We start from the raw sequence: 20315 nt of genomic DNA on the forward strand, positions 1-20315 counted from the left end.
TAACATCTTCCGGGTCATTTATGCTGTCATGACGATTTACGCACACGCAAATACCATTCACACAGTAGGCGAACCTGTTTGCGGGTATAGCCTTTCTCCATCATGCGGTCGACAAAATCATCGTGCTTTTTCTGCTCATCGGTTGAGGTTTTGGCATTAAACGAAATCACTGGCAGTAACTCTTCGGTATTCGAGAACATCTTCTTCTCAATGACCGTGCGCAGTTTTTCGTAGCTGGTCCAGTTCGGATTGCGTCCGCTGTTATTCGCTCTGGCACGCAGAACAAAGTTAACGATTTCGTTACGGAAATCTTTTGGATTACTGATCCCCGCCGGTTTTTCGATTTTCTCCAGCTCCGCGTTCAGCGATTCACGATCGAACAACTGTCCAGTATCCGGATCGCGATACTCCTGATCCTGAATCCAGAAATCCGCATAGGTGACATAGCGGTCGAAAATGTTCTGGCCGTATTCCGAATACGATTCGAGGTACGCGGTCTGGATCTCCTTACCAATAAATTCAGCGTATTTCGGAATCAGATAGCCTTTCAGAAATTCGAGATAGCGTTCAGACTGTTCCTGTGGGAACTGCTCGCGCTCGATTTGCTGCTCAAGGACATAGAACAGATGAACCGGGTTTGCCGCCACTTCCACATGATCAAAGTTGAAGACGCGGGAGAGGATCTTAAACGCAAAGCGCGTCGACAGACCGTTCATCCCTTCATCAACCCCTGAATAATCGCGGTATTCCTGATACGACTTCGCTTTCGGATCGGTGTCTTTCAGGCTCTCGCCGTCATAGACACGCATTTTGGAATAGATGCTCGAGTTTTCCGGGTCTTTCAGGCGGGAAAGGATCGAGAATCGTGCCAGCGTTTCCAGTGTTCCCGGTGCGCAGGGCGCATGGGTCAACTCGCTGTGGTTCAGCAATTTCTCGTAAATTTTGATCTCTTCAGAAATGCGCAGGCAGTAAGGCACCTTCACGATATAAACACGGTCGAGGAAGGCTTCGTTGTTTTTGTTGTTACGGAAGGTCACCCATTCTGACTCGTTCGAGTGGGCGAGAATAATTCCGTTAAACGGCAGGGCGGAGATGCCTTCAGTGCCGTTATAGTTCCCTTCCTGAGTTGCCGTCAGCAGCGGATGGAGCACTTTAATCGGCGCTTTAAACATCTCAACGAATTCCATGATCCCCTGGTTGGCGCGGCACAGCGCTCCGGAATAGCCATAGGCGTCCGGATCGTTCTGAGCGTGGTGCTCAAGTTTACGGATATCCACTTTCCCCACCAGCGCAGAGATATCCTGGTTGTTCTCATCGCCCGGCTCGGTCTTCGCAATAGCGATCTGTTCAAGGATCGACGGCCAGACTTTGACCACGCGGAATTTGGTGATATCGCCACCAAATTCGTGCAGCCGTTTTGCCGCCCAGGGCGACATAATGGTGCCGAGATAACGGGAGGGGATCCCATACTCTTTTTCGAGAATTTTTGCGTCTTCCTGCGGGTTGAACAGGCACAGTGGATGATCGTTAACCGGGCTGCGTTCTCCGTTAGCGCTGAGTACGTAAATAGGTACAAGCTGCATGAGTGACTTCAACCGCTCAGCCAGCGACGACTTACCGCCACCGACCGGGCCCAACAGATACAGAATTTGTTTTTTCTCTTCAAGTCCCTGAGCGGCATGCTTCAGATAGGAGACAATTTGCTCAATGGCTTCTTCCATGCCGTAGAACTCTTCAAACGCGGGGTAACGTGCAATGACCCGGTTAGAAAAGAGGCGAGAAAGTCGGGGTTCCTGGGCAGTATCGACCATGACAGGCTCACCAATAGCCATCAATAGACGCTCTGCCGCATTGGCATAGGCACTGCGATCTTGCCGGCAGGTGGCAAGAAATTCCTGCAGTGTGAACTCTTCGTCCTTGGCAGCTTCATAGCGCTGGCGATAGTGATCGAATATATTCATGGTATGCCGTCCTATTGTAATCTATGGGAACATTTTAGGGACTTGCTCCAAAAGTCACTTTTAGCGTGTACTACATGATTGATAAAACGCGATTCCGTCCTATTTGTTATGAGCGTGTTTCAATGAATTTACAAGTTTTAGGCGGAAATGTTTGGGCAGATCAATATTCAAAAATAAACGCTAAGTCAGCATGAAAATCTAAGTATGTTGCTTTTGCGGGTGATTTTATTCGAACTGGAGGGGTTGCGCGTGGGAATATACCAATATCTGACCTGACTCAAATCTTGGTAAATTTTTACAGGCAGAGAAAGCGCTTCCGCAACTCGATGGTCACGGAAGAATGACGCTTATAATGTACCCGTACTCAACAATTTCTGATGTAACTTTTTCCAGACTTCAATGTAGGAGTCGGTCATTTTACCTGGCGTAAACTACGGTCGATTAGCGCGCAGTTGGAAAGTAATGCCTCCAACCCAATAATGCCAAAGTTTCCTGAATGCTCGGGAAAACGACGATATTAACGCTTTTATTTTTGTAAAATTCTTAATGGCAATCAGAGTTATCCCGCCGACCGCGCGATCGTACCGTTTTTATACAGTGATAGCGTGGATGCAACCTGGATTTGTAAAAAAGTTGGGTTGTAACCGGATGACGGTTACACTTTTGCCGTTAAACATTTGAAAAGGAATTATGGATTGTGACCAAACTCAAACTTCTGACACTTGGCGTCTTTATCGCAACGACAGCTTCTGTCGCTCACGCTGAAAGCAACCTGACACTGGGCGCAGGTGTGGGTGTGGTTGAACACCCATATAAAGACTATGACACCGACGTTTATCCCGTTCCGGTGGTGACCTACGAGAGCGACAGCTTCTGGTTCCGCGGTCTGGGCGGCGGCTACTATCTTTGGAATGACACTGCGGATAAGCTGTCGATCACCGCGTACTGGTCCCCGCTGTATTTCAAACCGGGCGACAGCGACGATGCTCAATTGCGCCGTCTGGACAAACGTAAGAGCACCGTGATGGCGGGCCTGACTTACGTTCACAATACGGATTACGGTTTTCTGCGCACAACGCTGGCGGGTGATACGCTGGATAACAGCAATGGGATTATCTGGGATCTGGCGTGGCTGTATCGCTACACCAACGGTGGTCTGACGTTAACGCCGGGCGTGGGTGTGGAATGGAACAGTGAAAACCAGAACGAGTACTACTATGGCGTTTCACGTAAGGAATCGGCACAGAGCGGTCTGCGCGGCTATAACCCGAACGATAGCTGGAGTCCATACCTTGAGTTGACGGCCAACTATAACTTCCTCGGGGACTGGAGCGTTTACGGTACGGCGCGTTACAGCCGTCTGTCGGATGAAATTACCGACAGCCCGATGGTGGACAAATCCTGGACGGGCCTGATTTCCACCGGGATCACCTACAAATTCTGATTGTGCATCTTCACAGTACAATTTATGCATCAAAACAGGGCCTTTGGGCCCTGTTTTCTTTTACGGTAGTGCGTAACGTTGGAGGACAGGATGACAGATAAACAGATTGTCTTTTCGGGACAGGTCGCGGTTCCCGCTATTGGACAGGGAACCTGGTATATGGGCGAGCGTGCGAGTCACCGCAAGGCGGAAGTGTCCGCACTGCGTGCCGGGGTGGATCAGGGGCTAACACTTATCGATACCGCGGAAATGTACGCCGAGGGTGGTGCGGAAGAGGTGGTTGGTGAAGCGCTGGTGGGCTTGCGTGACCGCGTTTTTCTGGTCTCAAAGGTCTATCCGTGGAATGCGGGCGGGCAAAAGGCTATCTCCGCCTGTGAGGCGAGCCTGCGGCGTCTGAATACCGATTATCTGGATCTCTACTTATTACACTGGTCAGGCAATTATTCGTATACGGAAACCGTGGAGGCGATGGAGAAACTGATCGCCCAGGGTAAAATCCGCCGCTGGGGGGTGTCTAACCTCGATTATGACGACATGCAGGCGCTGTGGCAGGTTGCGGGCGGCAGGCAGTGCGCGACAAATCAGGTACTTTATCATCTGGCGTCGCGCGGTATTGAATATGACCTGCTGCCGTGGTGTCAGCAACACCAGCTCCCCGTAATGGCCTACAGTCCCCTGGCGCAGGCCGGGCGGCTACGCAGCGGTTTGCTCAACTATCCTGTCGTCAATGAGATTGCTCACGCACACAGGGCCAGCGCGGCGCAAATTTTGCTGGCGTGGGTAATCAGTCATCAGGGCGTAATGGCCATTCCGAAAGCGGCAAGCATCGCGCATGTACAGGAAAATGCGGCGGCGCTGACAGTGACACTTGCAGCCGATGAAATTGCCGCATTAGAAAAAGCGTATCCAGCGCCAAAAGGTAAAACGGCGCTGGATATGGTGTGAAAATTCTCGTCGTTTTCGTAGGCCTGATAAGGCGCAAGCCGCTATCAGGGCATGTTTGCCGGATGGCGATGCGAACGCATCTTATCCGGCCAACAAAACATTAGCGCTTCGCTACGCGAATGGTTTGCGCAAGGCGAGAAGGTTGCGCGGCGGTGGTTTTTTGCGGTTCAGTCGCGTAAGCCGTTTCGACGCACACAAACGTCTTATAGCCATCATCCGGCATGTCACCCATGCTAACAGAGAGCGCTGGACCTGGGTTCCAGCCCACGACGTTGAGATGATAATGGTGTTCAACATCGATATCACGGTTCAACGCAGCATCATGAATAACGCTGTGCGTTTCAGGGTTCAGGTACAGGCGGTCGGTTCGATCCGGGAATGCCTGGATGCCGTCTGCCAGGACATCTTCTTTGGCATCGTTCACTTTATCAATGAAGCGTTCGCCCAGTCCGCTGACTTTCACCGCCGCAATATCACCGACGTTAAAGTAAGTGTGCAGGGCAGAGGTCGTTTCAAAATCACCGTGTGCTTCCAGTTCGATTTCACAGGTTTTGCCAATCTTAAAGTGGGCAAGCAGGGTGAACTCGTGCGGCCAGTATTTACGCGTGGCCTCACTGCTTTGCAGTTCAAACGTCAAAGCGACGCCGTTGTCGTCACCGCTTTGCGCTTTCAGTGACCACGGCAAATTACGGGCAAAACCGTGGGAGGGCAGACCCTGCTGCGCCGCCGGGCCGAACCACGGCCAGCAGACGGGAACGCCTCCGCGCAGCGCCACGCCATTTTTAAACGGGGTATTATTACTCAACCACAGGACTTCAGCTTCTCCGGCGGGTTTCCAGGAGAGCAGGTGCGCGCCCTGTAAGGCGAAAGAGGCTTTGACCTGAGGGTGGTCGACGACGATCAGTTCCAGCTCATCAAGCTGGCGACGGGAGATAGCAGGGGTAATATGTTCGATTACCGGAAGTGCAAAAATTTTATTAATCATTACGCATTCCTTTTTAACCCTAAATAATTCGGGTTGCAGGACGGCGGCAAGTGAACGAACCCCGATGAGCTTACTATAGTAAGTGATTCGGGTGAGAGAGCGTAGCCAACACACCTGCAACTCGAAGTATGACGGGTATCTTCAGGCAAAAAAAAGAGCGACCATAGTCGCTCTTACAGATTACTGTCTCATCTCAACTTATTTGGAGATGTGAGCAATCAGATCCAGTACCTTGTTGGAGTAACCGGTTTCGTTATCGTACCAGGATACCAGTTTCACGAAGTTGTCGTTCAGAGCGATACCTGCTTTAGCATCGAACACTGAAGTGCAAACTTCGCCGTTGAAATCGGTAGATACAACGTCGTCTTCGGTGTAACCCAGAACGCCTTTCATCGGGCCTTCGGAAGCAGCTTTGATTGCTTTCTTAATGTCTTCGTAAGAAGCCGCTTTTTCCAGACGAACGGTCAGGTCAACAACGGATACGTTCGGAGTAGGAACACGGAACGCCATACCGGTCAGTTTGCCGTTCAGTTCTGGCAGTACTTTACCTACAGCTTTAGCAGCACCGGTAGAGGACGGGATGATGTTCTGAGCTGCGCCGCGGCCGCCGCGCCAGTCTTTGTGAGACGGGCCGTCAACGGTTTTCTGAGTAGCGGTGGTTGCGTGAACGGTAGTCATCAGACCTTCGATGATGCCGAAGTTGTCGTTGATAACTTTTGCCAGCGGAGCCAGGCAGTTGGTGGTGCAGGATGCGTTGGAAACGATGTCCTGGCCTTCGTATTTGTCAAAGTTAGCGCCTTTAACAAACATCGGGGTGTTGTCTTTGGAAGGACCAGTCAGAACCACTTTTTTCGCGCCAGCAGTGATGTGCTTACGAGCGGTTTCGTCAGTCAGGAAGATACCGGTCGCTTCAGCAACAACGTCAACACCAACTTCGTCCCATTTCAGGTTAGCCGGATCGCGTTCAGCGGTAACACGGATTTTTTTACCGTTAACGATCAGATGACCGTCTTTCACTTCAACGGTACCGTCGAAACGGCCGTGAGTGGAGTCGTATTTCAGCATGTAAGCCATGTATTCAGCGTCTAACAGGTCGTTGATTGCAACGATCTCAATGTCAGAGCGTTTCTGAGCAGCACGGAAAACAATGCGACCGATGCGGCCAAAACCGTTGATACCTACTTTGATAGTCATATATTCCACCAGCTATTTGTTAGTGAATAAAAGGTTGCCTGTAAAATTACAAAAACCTTACGCAGCGTCAAGCGGAATCGTGTCAATCATTGCGACAAATCAATCCTCAGCACAAGCTTTAGACAGCTGACTCGCCTCACTCTTCCATTGGGCTTGAAACCACATGGGGGCGGCGACCCGAATTTTAAAGTGCAACTGAGATAAAAATGTGATTTTGGTCACGATTCACGCGCTGCAATTTCTCAACACTCAAGTTTAGAACAAAAGTTCATACTGAGGTGTTAATGTTTTGTTAGAATCGGTCACGCAATGTGAGTGTTCTAAAAGCGAGATGTGAGCAAAATGGCGAATAAACCTTCTGCTGAAGATCTGAAAAAAAATCTTACCGAAATGCAGTTTTATGTGACCCAAAATCACGGCACGGAACCGCCATTTACCGGCCAGTTGCTGCATAACAAGCGAGATGGTGTGTACCACTGCCTGATCTGCGACGCGCCGCTGTTTAACGCCCAAACGAAATACGACTCCGGCTGCGGCTGGCCGAGCTTCTACGAGCCTGTCAGCGAGGAGTCGATCCGCTACCTGAAAGACTTTTCGCATGGTATGCAGCGGATCGAAATTCGCTGCGGCAACTGTGATGCTCATCTGGGGCACGTCTTCCCGGATGGTCCGCAACCTACGGGTGAGCGCTACTGCGTCAATTCAGCATCATTAAGCTTTACCGACGATGAAAGCGGCGAAAGAACGAAAGGTTGAAAAAACGATTCAGCAAATTATTCCAAAGGAGCGGACTCATCATGAATTTTGATGAAATTATTAACAACATGACGCCGGAAGTGTATCAGCGTTTGTCAACGGCGGTTGAGTTGGGAAAATGGCCGGATGGCGTGGCGCTAACGGCGGAGCAAAAAGAGAACAGTATGCAACTGGTTATGTTGTGGCAGGCCCGCAATAACCACGACGCGCAGCATATGACCATCGATACTAACGGTCAGATGGTAATGAAAAGCAAGCAGCAACTGAAAGAAGATTTCGGCATTGTACCGAAACCGATAGCGACGTTTAAATCCTGAATTGTGCCGCACGCCCGGTCCGCGTAAACCCGCCGGGCGTGGAAGGTGTGACTATTTTTTATTCATCATCGCCTTCAGATCGGCAAACGGATTGTATTTTGCCTCGCCGACGCTCTTCTGCGCATCTTCCCCCGCCACCACGGTGGAACCATACTGATCGGCCTCCGTGTATTTGGAGTGCTCGTGATCGTGGCAGTACAGGCACAGCATCTCCCAGTTGCTTCCGTCTTCCGGATTGTTCGAATGATCGTGGTCGATATGATGCACCGTTAATTCTCGCAGATTAGAATAGACAAACTCACGAGAACAGCGCCCACAGACCCAGGGGAAAAGTTTCAGCGCTTTTTCACGGTAACCGACTTCCAGACGGGCGTAGTTTTTGGGGATAAAAGCCATAAAGCCTCATGCCTTCAGGAGAAAATGAAAAGCTGCGCCAGCGTTGTCGCAGCGGATGGGACTATCATAACCGATTGTGAAGCGCGGGGCACCGTGACGTTACGCCCCATGCGGTAACATGGGGCGAGAGTGGGGATTAGTGTTTAATACCGAGCGAATCCGCCAGCTGTTTGGCGAGCTGGTTGTCATCATCCGCGCCGTACTCCCAGAACATGGCGCCAGCCAGCCCCCGTTTCTTAATGTAGTCCGCTTTGATCGCCACCGAGCGCGGGTTTTCATAAGAGAGCGCAAACAGGGACTTACCGTCTGCTGACTGAACCGACAGCCACGGTACTTTAGCCTGATCGTCCCAGTGTTCGGTAAAGCGTTTCTGCGGATCGTTGAGGAACGTTTTAACAATGTCGTTGTATTTCACATAGGTATCTTTTTTCAGGTCTATCCCCAGAGATTTAAACAGACTCACTTCCTGTTCACCAAAGTAGGGCTGGGTGACCGGGTTTTTCTGCGCATCTGGCTTACTCCAGTCGATACCCGGCTCAACAGAGCGCTTAGGTACCCGGCCATAGAAGCCAATGCCCAGATTCATCTGCTGAGGTTTAAGGCCGGCAGAAAGGTAGTTATTCACCACAAAATCGACGCTGTACTTATCGGCTGCGGCGACGGTCGGCCAGGCTTTAGAGTCATAAAGGTTAGCGTTGAAATACTGCGTACCGTAGGCCATGTCGTACGTCATCAGGTTGATGTAATCCAGCAACGGCGCAATGGCTTTAACATCCACCCAACTTTTCGGGCTTTCGGCATTTGCCCCGACGGCAATGGTCACCAGTTTTTTGTTGCCAAACGCCTGGCGTAGTTCTTTCAGCAGCAGCGTGAAGTTATCGCGGTCGGCAGGCTGACTGGCAACCAGTCCCCAGGCACCGTTAACCGGATATTCCCAGTCCAGGTCGATACCGTCCAGATCGTATTTTGCGACAATCGCCTGAGCGGACTGGATAAACACGGCTCGCGTTTCAGGTGTTGCTGCCGCACCGGAGAAGCCGCGTGCGCCCCAGCCGCCAACAGACAGCAGGACTTTAAGATTTGGGTTTTGTTTGCGCAGGACGGGAAGAAGAGCGAGATCGGATTGCACCTTCGGCGACAGCCAAATCTGGTGCAGTTTTGCCGGGTCCTTCAGCGCGTCGTTTGTCTCATCTTTTTCATCGTTGTAAATCAGCCCAAATGAATAGTTCAGGTGGGTTATCTGACGAACGTCGAGTTTGTTGATATCGCCGCCTGGCCCGGCAGTGACATCACCGCCCCCGTTAAAATAACCGACGGACATCATTGAGCTGGCGGAAGCCACAGAAGCGCAGAGCAGGGGTAAAGCTGCCAGTAAAGGCAAAAGTTTCATAGCGGATCCTCTTTGACATTAAAAAAAGTAAACACGCCACGGAAATGGCGTGGCGAAAAAACAACCATCAAAGAGTAGCATTGGTAAGCGGTTGCCGCTGCGATAAAGTTCACTTTATGTGACTAAGCGCAAACGAGATTTTACCTGCCGGATGGCGGCGCAAGCGCCTTATCCGGCCTGCATGGTGAACCGGATGGCGGTACTACGGCTGCGTCTCTTCCCAGTCAGCCAGCGTGTACAGCGTTGCACCCGCAGCCGCCATGTCCATAAACGCCTGAGCACTATCCTGCGGTTCAATATTCACGCCGCGACAGCCGTCGGTAATGACGCTCACGGAATATCCCAACTGGAGGGCATCAAGCACCGTGAACTTCACGCAGTAGTCTGTCGCCAGCCCCATGATGATGAGCTCAGTGATGCTATGCGTGCGTAGCCAGTCGTCGAGGTTGGTTTTCTGCCGCCGTCCGTTATCAAAAAAGGCGCTATAGCTATCCACCAAAGGATTCTCGCCTTTGTGGAAAGTTGCCGCCAGCGCCTTTTGATTGAGCAACGGATGCAGCGCAGCGCCCTCGCTATGTTGTACGCAGTGCTCGGGCCAGAACGTTTGCGGCAGGCCGTCAAGCTGCCCCTGAGTGTAAGGCTCAACCTGATGCTGACGGGCAAAGCTGCCGTGGTTAGCCGGATGCCAGTCCTGGCTGGCGATCGCCACGTCCCCACGTGACTGGCACCAGGTTATCAGCCGGTTAGCGATATCCACCGTACTGTCGCCCTCAGGGACGGCCAGAGCGCCACCGGCGCAGAAATCATTTTGTAAATCGACCAGCAAGAGCGCGCGATTTGCCATGTAAAACTCCTTAATCATCGGGGGTGAGTTCACCGCGCAGGTTTTGCGTCATTGCATTGCGAATGGCATCGGTATCGAGCCCTTTGCTCAGCAGGTAGTGGAGCTTGGTCAGCGTAGCCTCGACGGTCATATCTGCGCCGCCGATGACGCCTGCATGTGCCAGCGCGTTACCGGTGGCATAACCGCCCATATTCACTTTGCCGGACATGCACTGGGTCAGGTTGATCACCACGATACCGCGTTTGCTGGCTTCGCTCAGTTCATTAAGGAACTCTTTATTCTGCGGCGCGTTGCCGACGCCGTAGGAACGCAGAATCAGCGCCTTGACCGGCTGGCGCAGGAAGTTACGCACCACGTCAGCAGAGATCCCCGGGTAAATCGTGACCACGCCAATGGGCTGGGGGGTAATTGGATGAACCGTCAGTTCACCTTTGCCCGTGGGCGCTGGCGACGTACCTAAGCGGCGAATGTGGATCCCGGCCTCCAGCAGCGGCGGGAGGTTCGGCGAGGCAAAGGCATCAAAGCCATCAGCGTGTGCTTTGGTGGTGCGGTTGCCGCGAAACAGACGGTTGTTGAAGAACAAAGTCACTTCGTTGATGGGGTAATTAGCCGCAACGTACAGCGCATTCAGCAAGTTGATTTGACCGTCAGAGCGAAGCTCAGCTAACGGGATTTGTGACCCTGTCACAATGACCGGCTTTCCCAGATTCTCCAGCATAAAAGACAGGGCAGAGGCGGTAAACGCCATGGTGTCGGTGCCGTGGAGGATCACGAAACCATCATATTCATCGTAATGGGCCCTGATGTCATCGGCAATATGCTGCCAGTCCTGCGGCGTCATATCGGATGAATCCATTAATGGCGCATATTCATGAATAGTAAAGTCCGGCATTTCCGGGCGATGGAATTCAGGCATCAGCGCCAGCTGGCGCTGGAGGTGGCCCGAAACCGGGATGTAACCTTGTTCAGAACGCTGCATACCAATGGTACCGCCAGTATAGGCAACGTAAATTGATTTCTTCTGCATGGTCATTTTCAGTGTTTGAGGGGGAGAGGTCACTCTTGCCGGATGGCGATGTAAATAACTTATCCGGCCTACGGGTAGAAGATAGGCCGGATAAGACATCGCCGCCAACCGGCATTGACAGATCAGCGCACGTTAGCGCAGGTCAGGCAAAACGCATAACGATTTTGCGGATCGTTAAACGCGGCGAGCTTATCGCTTTCTGCTTTAACGGCGCTGGCCGCAGAGGCCAGCGGTGCCGGAAGCATGGCCTGAATCGCTTGGGGCAGCATCGCACGAACAGAGCCGCTCATGCTGTCCATCACCATATCGAAGAAATCGGGCTCAGCCTGATAATAATCGATATGCCACTGTTTGAGTTTCGCCAGTTCAGCGGCTTTGGCAACCGCATCGTCAAAGTCGCCGAGGCTGTCGACCAGACCATTCGCTTTGGCGTCCTGCCCGGTCCAGACGTGACCTTGGGCAATTTTGTCTACCTGCTCAGGCGTTGACTTGCGCGCGTCGGCTACCAGCGTGATAAAACGTTTATAGCCATTCTCAATGCTTAATTGCATCATTTGCTGGACTTCCGGCGGCAAGGCTTTGGTCACTGAAATGTCAGCCAGCGGGGACGTCGCGACGCCGTCAGTATGAACGCCAATCGAATCCAGGCTGTTCTCGACGGTATTGATAACGCCAAAAATGCCGATGGAACCGGTGAGGGTGCTGGGGTTTGCCACAATGTAACTGGCTGGCGTGGAGATCCAGTAGCCACCAGACGCCGCCATTCCGCCCATCGAAACCACCACTGGTTTACCCGCTGCTCTTGCTGCAGCAAGCTCGGAACGAATCACTTCAGATGCCGTCACGCTTCCGCCAGGGCTATTCACGCGCAGTACAATGGCCTTCACTTTCGGATCCAGACGCGCTTCACGAATTTGCGACGCGGTCGTATCGCCGCCGACGTTCCCCGGCGTCTCTTCGCCGTCCATGATCGCGCCATTAGCAAAGACGACGCCGATCGAACCGCCGGTGTCTGCTGGCGGATTCAGCGAATAATCATAGTAACTGATCGCCCGATAATTATTCTCTGTCTTACTCCAGCCAAACTGTTTGGTCAGCGCTTTTTCCACTTCAGCGCTGGAAAGCAGGGCATCCACAAGCTTGCTGTTAAGCGCATACTGCGCGGTGTCGCCATCCACTTTCGTCAACGCATCCAGTACGCCCTGCGCCCCAGGGAAGACCTGTTGTGCGGGGACCTGACGGTTCGCTGCCACGGTATTGAGATAGTTCTGCCACAGTTCGCCAATCCAGCGGTTGTCCGCTTCACGGGCTGCCGGTGACATATCGTCACGAATAAACGGTTCCACGGCAGATTTATAGGTGCCGACGCGGAAGACGTGGGTAGAGACTTTCAGCTTATCCAGCAGAGACTTGTAGTACAGTCCGTTGGTGGCGAAACCGTGAATATCGACAGAACCCTGCGGCGAGAGCCAGATCTTGTTAGCGAAGCTGGCCAGATAATATTGACCCTGACTGAAGTTATCGCCGACAGCATAAACCGGCTTGCCGCTGTCGCGGAATTCACGCAGCGCTTTACCGATATACTGCATTGACGGCTGATCGGCGCCGGCAAAGTTTTTCAAATCCATCACGATGCCGGTAATGTTGCGATCGTCTTTGGCCTGACGGATAGTATTCACGATGTCGAACAGGGAGTTTTCCTGTAAGCGATCGGAGCTGGCGCCGAACAACTGGCGGCCTATCGCGCCCAGACGATGCGTACTGGACGGCTTATCGACGATCACCCCGGAAATGTCCAACAGCAGTGCACCGCGCCCGGCTTGTTCACTGGTGCTGCTGCTGACCTGCATCCAGATCCCTACACCCACCAGGATCAGGAAGATAAAAAACAGGTTCAGCACCATCTCGCGGACAAAATTAAGCAGTCGCCACGTCCATTTAAAAAAACCGGCAATGAATCGCCACAGGGTTCGCATGTCTTCTCCCAACCGTTACAAATGATACGCCGGTTAAGGCGTATGAGATGAGGTTATCCTAATGACCCCGCTGGCACTTGTCAGCAGGAATCACTGTCTGCGCTGTAACAAATTCTGCTCTCGTGTTAATTTTGTGAATATTCATCATCACGGGAGTTAAGGAAATGGATGCACTTGAATTACTGATTAACCGTCGTAGCGCATCACGCTTGGCGGAACCCGCACCTGCCGGTGAGCAATTACAAAATATCCTGCGCGCAGGTATGCGTGCGCCTGACCATAAGGCTCTGCAACCCTGGCATTTTTTTGTTATTGAAGGCGAAGGCCGCGAGCGCTTCAGCACCGTCCTGCAAAAAGGGGCGATTGCGGCAGGAAGCGACGAACAGGCGATAGAGAAAGCCCGAAGCGCACCATTTCGCGCACCGCTGATCATCACCGTGGTGGCGAAATGCGAAGAAAATCCCAAAGTCCCCGTCTGGGAACAAGAGATGTCTGCGGGCTGCGCGGTGATGGCAATGCAAATGGCGGCGATTGCCCAGGGGTTCGGCGGTATCTGGCGCAGTGGCGCACTGACGGAGAGCCCGGAGGTTCGGGAGGCATTTGACTGCCGCCCGCAGGACAAAATCGTCGGTTTTCTCTATCTGGGAACGCCGCAGCTGAAAGCCTCTACCACCATTAACGTGCCGGATCCGACGCCATTCGTCAGCAAATTTTAGATTAATCCGCAAAACTGTCTGGATTCTGAGCAAGTGCGCCGGAATTCAGACACTCTCTCTTACCACTTCACAGAATGAGCGTTACCATAGCCGGATTGCAATGACAGGAGATGTCCATGAGCGAGCATGCTATTCGTTTAACGCAATACAGCCACGGAGCTGGTTGCGGTTGTAAAATTTCCCCTAAAGTGCTGGAAACCATCCTGCACAGCGAGCAGGCGAAGTTTGTCGACCCGAACCTGCTTGTGGGAAATGAGACCCGCGACGACGCGGCGGTATACGATCTTGGCAACGGTACCAGCGTTATCAGTACCACCGACTTCTTTATGCCGATTGTCGATAATCCGTTTGATTTCGGACGCATTGCGGCAACCAATGCCATCAGCGATATCTTCGCGATGGGCGGTAAACCGATAATGGCGATCGCCATTCTGGGCTGGCCGATAAACACGCTCTCGCCGGAAATCGCTCGCGAAGTGACCGAAGGCGGGCGTTTTGCCTGCCGTCAGGCGGGGATTGCGCTGGCGGGCGGTCATTCCATTGACGCGCCGGAGCCGATCTTTGGCCTCGCCGTGACCGGCATTGTGCCGACTGAGCGAGTGAAGAAAAACAGCACCGCGCAGGCCGGTTGCAAACTGTTCCTGACTAAACCGCTGGGCATTGGCGTTCTCACCACTGCCGAGAAAAAATCGCTGCTCAAGCCGGAGCATCAGGGACTGGCGACGGAAGTGATGTGCCGGATGAACATTGCTGGCGCATCGTTTGCGAATATTGAAGGCGTAAAAGCGATGACCGATGTGACCGGCTTTGGTCTGCTCGGTCATCTCAGCGAAATGTGCCAGGGCGCAGGCGTGCAGGCACAGATTAACTATCAGGACATCCCCAAACTGCCTGGCGTTGAAGAGTATATTAAGCAGGGTGCCGTGCCGGGGGGGACCGGACGCAACTTCGCCAGCTATGGTCATCTGATGGGAGAAATGCCGTCAGAAGTGCGCGATTTACTGTGCGATCCGCAAACGTCCGGCGGGCTGCTCCTGGCCGTTATGCCAGAAGCGGAAGCTGAGGTGAAAGCCACGGCCGCTGAGTTCGGTATTGACCTGACGGCCATTGGTGAGCTGGTTGAAGCCCGTGGCGGCCGCGCCATGGTAGAGATCCGTTAATCCAATGCGGTTGTTTATTGCCGAAAAGCCGAGCCTTGCCCGCGCGATAGCTGATGTGCTGCCTAAGCCGCATCGCAAAGGTGATGGCTTTATCGAATGCGGGAACGGTCAGGTCGTGACCTGGTGTATCGGTCACCTGCTGGAGCAGGCGCAGCCTGATGCCTATGACAGCCGCTATGCGCGCTGGAACCTGGCGGATCTCCCGATCGTCCCCGAAAAATGGCAATTACAACCGCGTCCTTCTGTCACCAAACAGCTCAACGTTATTAAGCGTTTCCTGCACGAGGCCAGTGAGGTCATCCATGCAGGAGACCCCGATCGCGAAGGGCAACTGCTGGTGGATGAGGTGCTGGACTATCTGCAACTGGCACCGGAAAAACGTCAGCAGGTACAGCGCTGTTTAATTAACGACCTTAACCCGCAGGCCGTTGAACGCGCCATTGAGCGTTTACGCTCTAATAATGAATTCGTCCCACTGTGCGTGTCGGCATTGGCGCGCGCCCGTGCCGACTGGCTGTATGGCATTAATATGACCCGCGCCTACACAATCCTCGGTCGTAACGCGGGTTACCAGGGGGTGCTCTCGGTCGGTCGCGTACAAACGCCAGTGCTGGGACTGGTGGTCCGTCGTGATGAAGAAATCGAAAACTTCATTGCGAAAGATTTCTTTGAAGTTAAAGCCCACATCGTGACGCCTGCGGATGAACGCTTCACGGCAATCTGGCAGCCGAGCGAAGCCTGCGAGCCGTATCAGGATGAAGAGGGGCGGTTGTTGCATCGACCGCTGGCGGAGCACGTGGTCAACCGGATCAACGGCCAGCCGGCGATTGTCACCAGCTATAACGATAAACGGGAATCAGAATCCGCACCGCTGCCGTTTTCGCTCTCGGCACTGCAGATTGACGCCGCGAAACGCTTTGGCCTGAGCGCGCAAAACGTGCTCGATATCTGCCAAAAGCTGTACGAAACCCACAAACTGATCACTTACCCACGTTCCGACTGCCGCTATCTGCCGGAAGAGCATTTTGCTGGCCGTCATGCGGTACTCAACGCCATCAGCGTCCATGCGGCAGACCTGCTGCCGCATGCGGTGGTGAACCCCGATACCCGTAATCGCTGCTGGGACGACAAAAAGGTCGATGCGCACCATGCGATCATCCCCACCGCACGCAGTTCTTCGGTCCATCTGACCGAGAACGAGGCAAAGGTGTATAACCTGATCGCCCGTCAGTATCTAATGCAGTTCTGCCCGGATGCGGTTTTCCGCAAGTGCGTCATTGAACTCGACATTGCCAAAGGAAAATTCATCGCCAAAGCGCGATTCCTTGCTGAAGCCGGATGGCGCACGCTGCTCGGCAATAAAGAGCGCGATGAAGAGAACGACGGTACGCCGTTGCCGGTGGTGGCGAAAGAGGATGAATTGTTGTGCGAAAAGGGGGAAGTGGTCGAGCGCCAGACTCAACCGCCGCGCCATTTTACTGATGCAACGCTGCTTTCCGCAATGACAGGTATTGCCCGCTTCGTACAGGATAAAGATCTGAAGAAGATCCTCCGTGCTACCGACGGTCTGGGTACCGAGGCCACCCGCGCGGGGATTATTGAGTTGTTGTTCAAACGCGGTTTTCTGGTCAAAAAAGGGCGCTACATTCATTCAACCGATGCCGGGAAAGCGCTGTTTCATTCCCTGCCGGAGATGGCAACGCGCCCGGATATGACTGCCCACTGGGAGTCGATTCTGACACAAATCAGCGAGAAGCAGTGTCGCTATCAGGATTTTATGCAACCGCTGGTGGGAACGCTGTATCAGTTGATTGATCAGGCAAAGTCCACGCCTGTGCGCCGCTTCCGGGGGATTGTCGCACCCGGGGCAGCCAGCAGTGGCGGTGAGAAGAAAAAAGCCGCGCCGCGTAAGCGAACGGCGAAAAAAAGCCCGCCATCAGCAGAGGCGGGCCTGTAGATTTCATAAGCCTGATAAGCGTAGCGCCATCAGGCATTATCCGGCCGACGAATCAAATCACACCCTGACCAAACATTGCGTCGGCGACTTTCACGAAGCCCGCAATATTCGCGCCGCGCACGTAGTTGGTTTGCTTGCTTTCGCCGCCATACTCCACGCAGGCGTGGTGAATATCCAGCATGATGTGGTGCAGACGCGCATCCACTTTCTCTGCCTTCCAGCTGAGACGTGCGGCGTTCTGCGCCATCTCAAGACCCGAGGTCGCAACACCACCGGCATTCGCGGCTTTACCCGGCGCAAACAACACACCGGCTTCCAGGAACAGATCGGTTGCTTCGATAGTGGTAGGCATATTTGCCCCTTCCGCAACGGCCTTCACGCCGTTAGCGATCAGCGTGCGGGCGGCATCGACGTCAAGTTCGTTCTGGGTTGCGCACGGCAGGGCGATATCTACCGGCACTGACCACGGCTGTTTGCCTTCCAGATAGGTCAGACCGAATTCGCGAGCATAATCAGCGACACGACCGTCGCGGCTGGCTTTGATTTCGCACAGGCGCGCCAGTTTTTCTTTCGTAAAGCCGGTTTCATCAACCACCGTGCCGCTGGAGTCAGAGGCAGTGACCACGCGCGCACCAAATTCCATCGCTTTTTCGATAGCAAACTGCGCCACGTTACCAGAACCAGAAATGGCGACGCGCATCCCTTCGAAGCTCAGACCATGACGTTTCAACATCGCTTCGGTGAAATAGACCAGTCCGTAGCCCGTGGCTTCAGGGCGGATCAGGCTGCCACCAAAGGAGAGGCCTTTACCGGTAAATACGCAGCCGCTGTTGTTGGAGAGCTTACGCATCATCCCCGCCATAAAGCCGACTTCACGACCGCCCACGCCGATATCACCTGCAGGAACATCGGTATCCGGCCCCAGATGACGGTAAAGTTCGGTCATTAGCGCCTGACAGAAACGCATAACTTCGCCTTCGCTCTTGCCTTTAGGATCGAAATCGCTACCGCCTTTACCCCCGCCCATCGGCAGAGTTGTCAGGGCGTTTTTAAAGGTTTGCTCAAAGCCAAGGAACTTCAGGATCGAGAGATTGACCGACGGATGGAAACGCATACCGCCTTTGTACGGGCCAATGGCTGAGTTGAACTGCACGCGCCAGGCGCGGTTAACCTGGACCTGATTGCGATCGTCCAGCCACACGACGCGGAACTGAATCACGCGCTCTGGCTCAACCAGCCGTTCAAGTAGAGACATTTGACGATAACGCGGGTTCTGCTCGATAAATGGCCATAAGGTGGTCATAACTTCACGAACAGCTTGCGCGAACTCCGTCTGATGCGGGTCGCGCTTTTGTACATGGTTGAGAAATGATTCCAGAGAGCATGCCTGATCCATAGATTTAAACGCCTCTTGTAGATGAATATGGTTGTATTTTTGTGTTTTAGATAAGTGTTTGCAGATTTTGACTATACCACCAGGAATGTGACGGGACGCAAGGAAAAAATGATGCTGCTAAGCAAATTAATAACGAGGCGGTAGTCATAATTAAAAACGATGATAGAGAAGTCTTAAATTTGTCAGACAGAATGCCGTTATACTGAGGGTAATCTTAAAAAGATAAGGAAATTCCATGCGTTATTTCATCATGACCGCCGTGCTGGCCTCGCTCTCGTTTACTACGCTGGCCAACCAGAACATTCGTCCGGAAGTGGACGTTAACGTGCCGCCGGAAGTCTTCAGCTCCAGCGGGCAGCGCGCGCAGCCCTGTAATCAGTGCTGCATTTATCAGGATCAAAATTATTCCGAAGGCGCGGTCATCAAAGCCGAGGGCGTACTGTTGCAGTGCCAGCGCGATGAAAAAGCGCTAAGCACCAATCCGCTGGTCTGGCGGCGCGTGAAAGCGTAAATGCGGAGCGTCAATGTTAAGTAAGGAAAAGTGACATACTATGGTCACTGTTTTGACCTGAAGTCACGGGAGTCTCCTTTGAACGATCCGCAACCGTGGGTAAAGCCACTAAGCCACATTCCAGCCAGTCTTAAACCCCTCGCCGCAACCCAGAAAAAACATTACGGCGAAGTGCTACATCCCACGCGCTGGTGGGGACGGATGCCGGGACTTTTCTGGCTGGTTGCGCTGTTTGTTGGGTATCTGGAACGTAAGCGCGCGCGCCTGAGTCCGGTGCTGCGGGCGCTGCTGATGACGCGTGTCTCACAGGTTTGTCACTGCGCGTTTTGTGTGGATGCCAACAGTTTGCGCCTGGCCGAACGTTGCGGGGCGATGGAGAAAGTGCTGGCAGTGGCGGAATGGCAGAATTCTACGCTTTTTACCGAAGAGGAACGCGTCGCGCTGGCCTATGCTGACGCCGTGACTGCCACGCCGCCGAACGTAGAAGACGCGCTAAAAGAACTGATGAAGCAGCATTTTACCGATGAGGTGATTAGCGAAATGACGGCGCTGCTGGCGTTTCAGAATCTGTCTGCACGCTTTAACGCGGCGCTGGATATTCCCTCCCAGGGGCTGTGTGACAGCCTCAAAGGAGTGCCACGTGCTTGACAGACATTTGCATCCGCGGCTGAAACCGTTGCTCCATCGTTGTGCCGAAAAATTCGATAAGCCGGGGATAACCCCTGACGGACTCACGCTGTTGGGGTTTGCTGTTGGCGTCCTGGCACTGCCGTTTCTGGCGCTGGGGTGGTATCTGGCGGCGTTGATTGCCATCGTGATTAACCGCCTGCTGGATGGTCTGGACGGCGCGCTGGCGCGGCGCAGAGGGTTGACCGACGCCGGAGGATTTCTCGATATTTCGCTCGATTTTCTGTTTTACGCGCTGGTACCGTTTGGTTTTATTCTGGCGGATCCTCAACAAAACGCGCTGGCAGGCGGCTGGTTGCTGTTTGCTTTCATCGGCACCGGTAGCAGCTTTTTGGCTTTTGCGGCGCTGGCAGCAAAGCATCAGATTGATAATCCTGGATATGCCCACAAGTCGTTTTATTACCTGGGCGGATTAACCGAGGGCACGGAGACAATCTTACTGTTTGTCCTCGGGTGTCTGTTTCCGTCACATTTTGCCGTACTGGCATGGATATTCGGCGCGCTATGTTGGATGACGACCTTCACCCGTGTCTGGAGCGGGTATCTGACGCTGAAACATGTTTCTGGATGACGCGGTGTGTATCAGGCCTGCAGAGTGCCTGTAGGCCTGATAAGCGTAGTGCCATCAGGCACCGGATTACCGGATGACGGTT

19 protein-coding genes are annotated in these 20315 nt (G+C 53.3%); 10 read left to right on the plus strand and 9 right to left on the minus strand.

Annotation, left to right across the window (positions count from 1 at the left end; genetic code table 11):
• Positions 1–26: 26 nt before the first annotated feature.
• Entirely contained in the window at positions 27–1961 is a 1935-nt protein-coding gene (gene yeaG / locus HVY19_RS08870) for a protein kinase YeaG (protein WP_181683939.1), read from the minus strand.
• A 697-nt stretch (positions 1962–2658) separates the two neighbouring features.
• On the opposite strand from yeaG, the gene HVY19_RS08875 reads away from it, so the two are divergent.
• Positions 2659–3405 carry a MipA/OmpV family protein gene (locus HVY19_RS08875; RefSeq protein WP_181683940.1) on the plus strand — a complete coding sequence of 249 codons (747 nt, stop codon included), beginning with the start codon at positions 2659–2661 and terminating at the stop codon, positions 3403–3405.
• Between the two features lie 90 nt (positions 3406–3495).
• Positions 3496–4350 (plus strand): aldo/keto reductase, encoded by an 855-nt coding sequence (locus tag HVY19_RS08880; protein WP_181683941.1) that lies wholly within the window; start codon positions 3496–3498, stop codon positions 4348–4350.
• Between the two features lie 100 nt (positions 4351–4450).
• Here HVY19_RS08880 and HVY19_RS08885 read toward each other — a convergent pair whose 3' ends face one another.
• Both HVY19_RS08885 and gapA read right to left on the minus strand, forming a co-directional pair.
• Positions 4451–5335: a D-hexose-6-phosphate mutarotase gene (locus HVY19_RS08885; RefSeq protein WP_181683942.1), complete on the minus strand. Its 885-nt coding sequence runs from the start codon at positions 5333–5335 to the stop codon at positions 4451–4453.
• A 198-nt stretch (positions 5336–5533) separates the two neighbouring features.
• Positions 5534–6529 (minus strand): glyceraldehyde-3-phosphate dehydrogenase, encoded by a 996-nt coding sequence (gapA, locus tag HVY19_RS08890; protein WP_012132666.1) that lies wholly within the window; start codon positions 6527–6529, stop codon positions 5534–5536.
• 342 nt (positions 6530–6871) lie between these two features.
• Here gapA and msrB point away from each other — a divergent pair, with 342 nt between their 5' ends.
• Entirely contained in the window at positions 6872–7285 is a 414-nt protein-coding gene (msrB, locus tag HVY19_RS08895; protein ID WP_181683943.1) for a peptide-methionine (R)-S-oxide reductase MsrB, read from the plus strand.
• Between the two features lie 41 nt (positions 7286–7326).
• Complete coding sequence (locus tag HVY19_RS08900) at positions 7327–7602, plus strand: YeaC family protein (protein WP_181683944.1); 276 nt, start codon at positions 7327–7329, stop codon at positions 7600–7602.
• Positions 7603–7653: 51 nt separating this feature from the next.
• On the opposite strand, the gene yajD is transcribed toward HVY19_RS08900, so the two are convergent.
• The 5 genes from yajD to sppA all read right to left on the minus strand — a co-directional run bounded on the left by yajD (position 7654) and on the right by sppA (position 13235).
• On the minus strand, positions 7654–7998 hold the full coding sequence (gene yajD, locus HVY19_RS08905) for an HNH nuclease YajD (protein WP_045855011.1): 345 nt from the start codon (positions 7996–7998) through the stop codon (positions 7654–7656).
• 136 nt (positions 7999–8134) lie between these two features.
• A complete protein-coding gene (locus HVY19_RS08910) occupies positions 8135–9388 on the minus strand; it encodes a glycoside hydrolase family 18 protein (protein WP_181683945.1) in 1254 nt (417 codons plus the stop codon).
• 202 nt (positions 9389–9590) lie between these two features.
• Positions 9591–10232 carry a bifunctional nicotinamidase/pyrazinamidase gene (pncA, locus tag HVY19_RS08915; protein WP_181683946.1) on the minus strand — a complete coding sequence of 214 codons (642 nt, stop codon included), beginning with the start codon at positions 10230–10232 and terminating at the stop codon, positions 9591–9593.
• Positions 10233–10242: 10 nt separating this feature from the next.
• Positions 10243–11259 (minus strand): asparaginase, encoded by a 1017-nt coding sequence (ansA, locus tag HVY19_RS08920; protein ID WP_181683947.1) that lies wholly within the window; start codon positions 11257–11259, stop codon positions 10243–10245.
• 122 nt (positions 11260–11381) lie between these two features.
• A complete protein-coding gene (sppA, locus tag HVY19_RS08925) occupies positions 11382–13235 on the minus strand; it encodes a signal peptide peptidase SppA (RefSeq protein WP_181683948.1) in 1854 nt (617 codons plus the stop codon).
• Between the two features lie 164 nt (positions 13236–13399).
• Between sppA and HVY19_RS08930 the strand changes: the two genes are divergently transcribed.
• The 3 genes from HVY19_RS08930 to topB all read left to right on the plus strand — a co-directional run bounded on the left by HVY19_RS08930 (position 13400) and on the right by topB (position 17068).
• Positions 13400–13951 (plus strand): NAD(P)H nitroreductase, encoded by a 552-nt coding sequence (locus HVY19_RS08930; RefSeq protein ID WP_181683949.1) that lies wholly within the window; start codon positions 13400–13402, stop codon positions 13949–13951.
• Between the two features lie 116 nt (positions 13952–14067).
• Complete coding sequence (gene selD, locus HVY19_RS08935; protein WP_181683950.1) at positions 14068–15111, plus strand: selenide, water dikinase SelD; 1044 nt, start codon at positions 14068–14070, stop codon at positions 15109–15111.
• Positions 15112–15115: 4 nt separating this feature from the next.
• Complete coding sequence (topB, locus tag HVY19_RS08940; protein WP_181683951.1) at positions 15116–17068, plus strand: DNA topoisomerase III; 1953 nt, start codon at positions 15116–15118, stop codon at positions 17066–17068.
• 52 nt (positions 17069–17120) lie between these two features.
• Here the strand turns inward: topB and gdhA are convergent, their stop codons facing one another.
• Positions 17121–18464 carry an NADP-specific glutamate dehydrogenase gene (gene gdhA / locus HVY19_RS08945; RefSeq protein WP_181683952.1) on the minus strand — a complete coding sequence of 448 codons (1344 nt, stop codon included), beginning with the start codon at positions 18462–18464 and terminating at the stop codon, positions 17121–17123.
• Between the two features lie 235 nt (positions 18465–18699).
• Here gdhA and HVY19_RS08950 point away from each other — a divergent pair, with 235 nt between their 5' ends.
• The 3 genes from HVY19_RS08950 to HVY19_RS08960 all read left to right on the plus strand — a co-directional run bounded on the left by HVY19_RS08950 (position 18700) and on the right by HVY19_RS08960 (position 20233).
• Positions 18700–18975, plus strand: coding sequence for a YnjH family protein (locus HVY19_RS08950; protein ID WP_181683953.1), 276 nt, complete (start codon positions 18700–18702; stop codon positions 18973–18975).
• 78 nt (positions 18976–19053) lie between these two features.
• Positions 19054–19623 (plus strand): carboxymuconolactone decarboxylase family protein, encoded by a 570-nt coding sequence (locus HVY19_RS08955; RefSeq protein ID WP_181683954.1) that lies wholly within the window; start codon positions 19054–19056, stop codon positions 19621–19623.
• Positions 19616–20233: a CDP-alcohol phosphatidyltransferase family protein gene (locus HVY19_RS08960; RefSeq protein WP_181683955.1), complete on the plus strand. Its 618-nt coding sequence runs from the start codon at positions 19616–19618 to the stop codon at positions 20231–20233. Before HVY19_RS08955 ends, HVY19_RS08960 begins: the two co-directional genes overlap by 8 nt.
• The last annotated feature ends 82 nt before the right edge of the window (positions 20234–20315 follow it).

It is taken from the genome of Citrobacter sp. RHB25-C09, from assembly GCF_013836145.1.
GTDB lineage: Bacteria > Pseudomonadota > Gammaproteobacteria > Enterobacterales > Enterobacteriaceae > Citrobacter_A.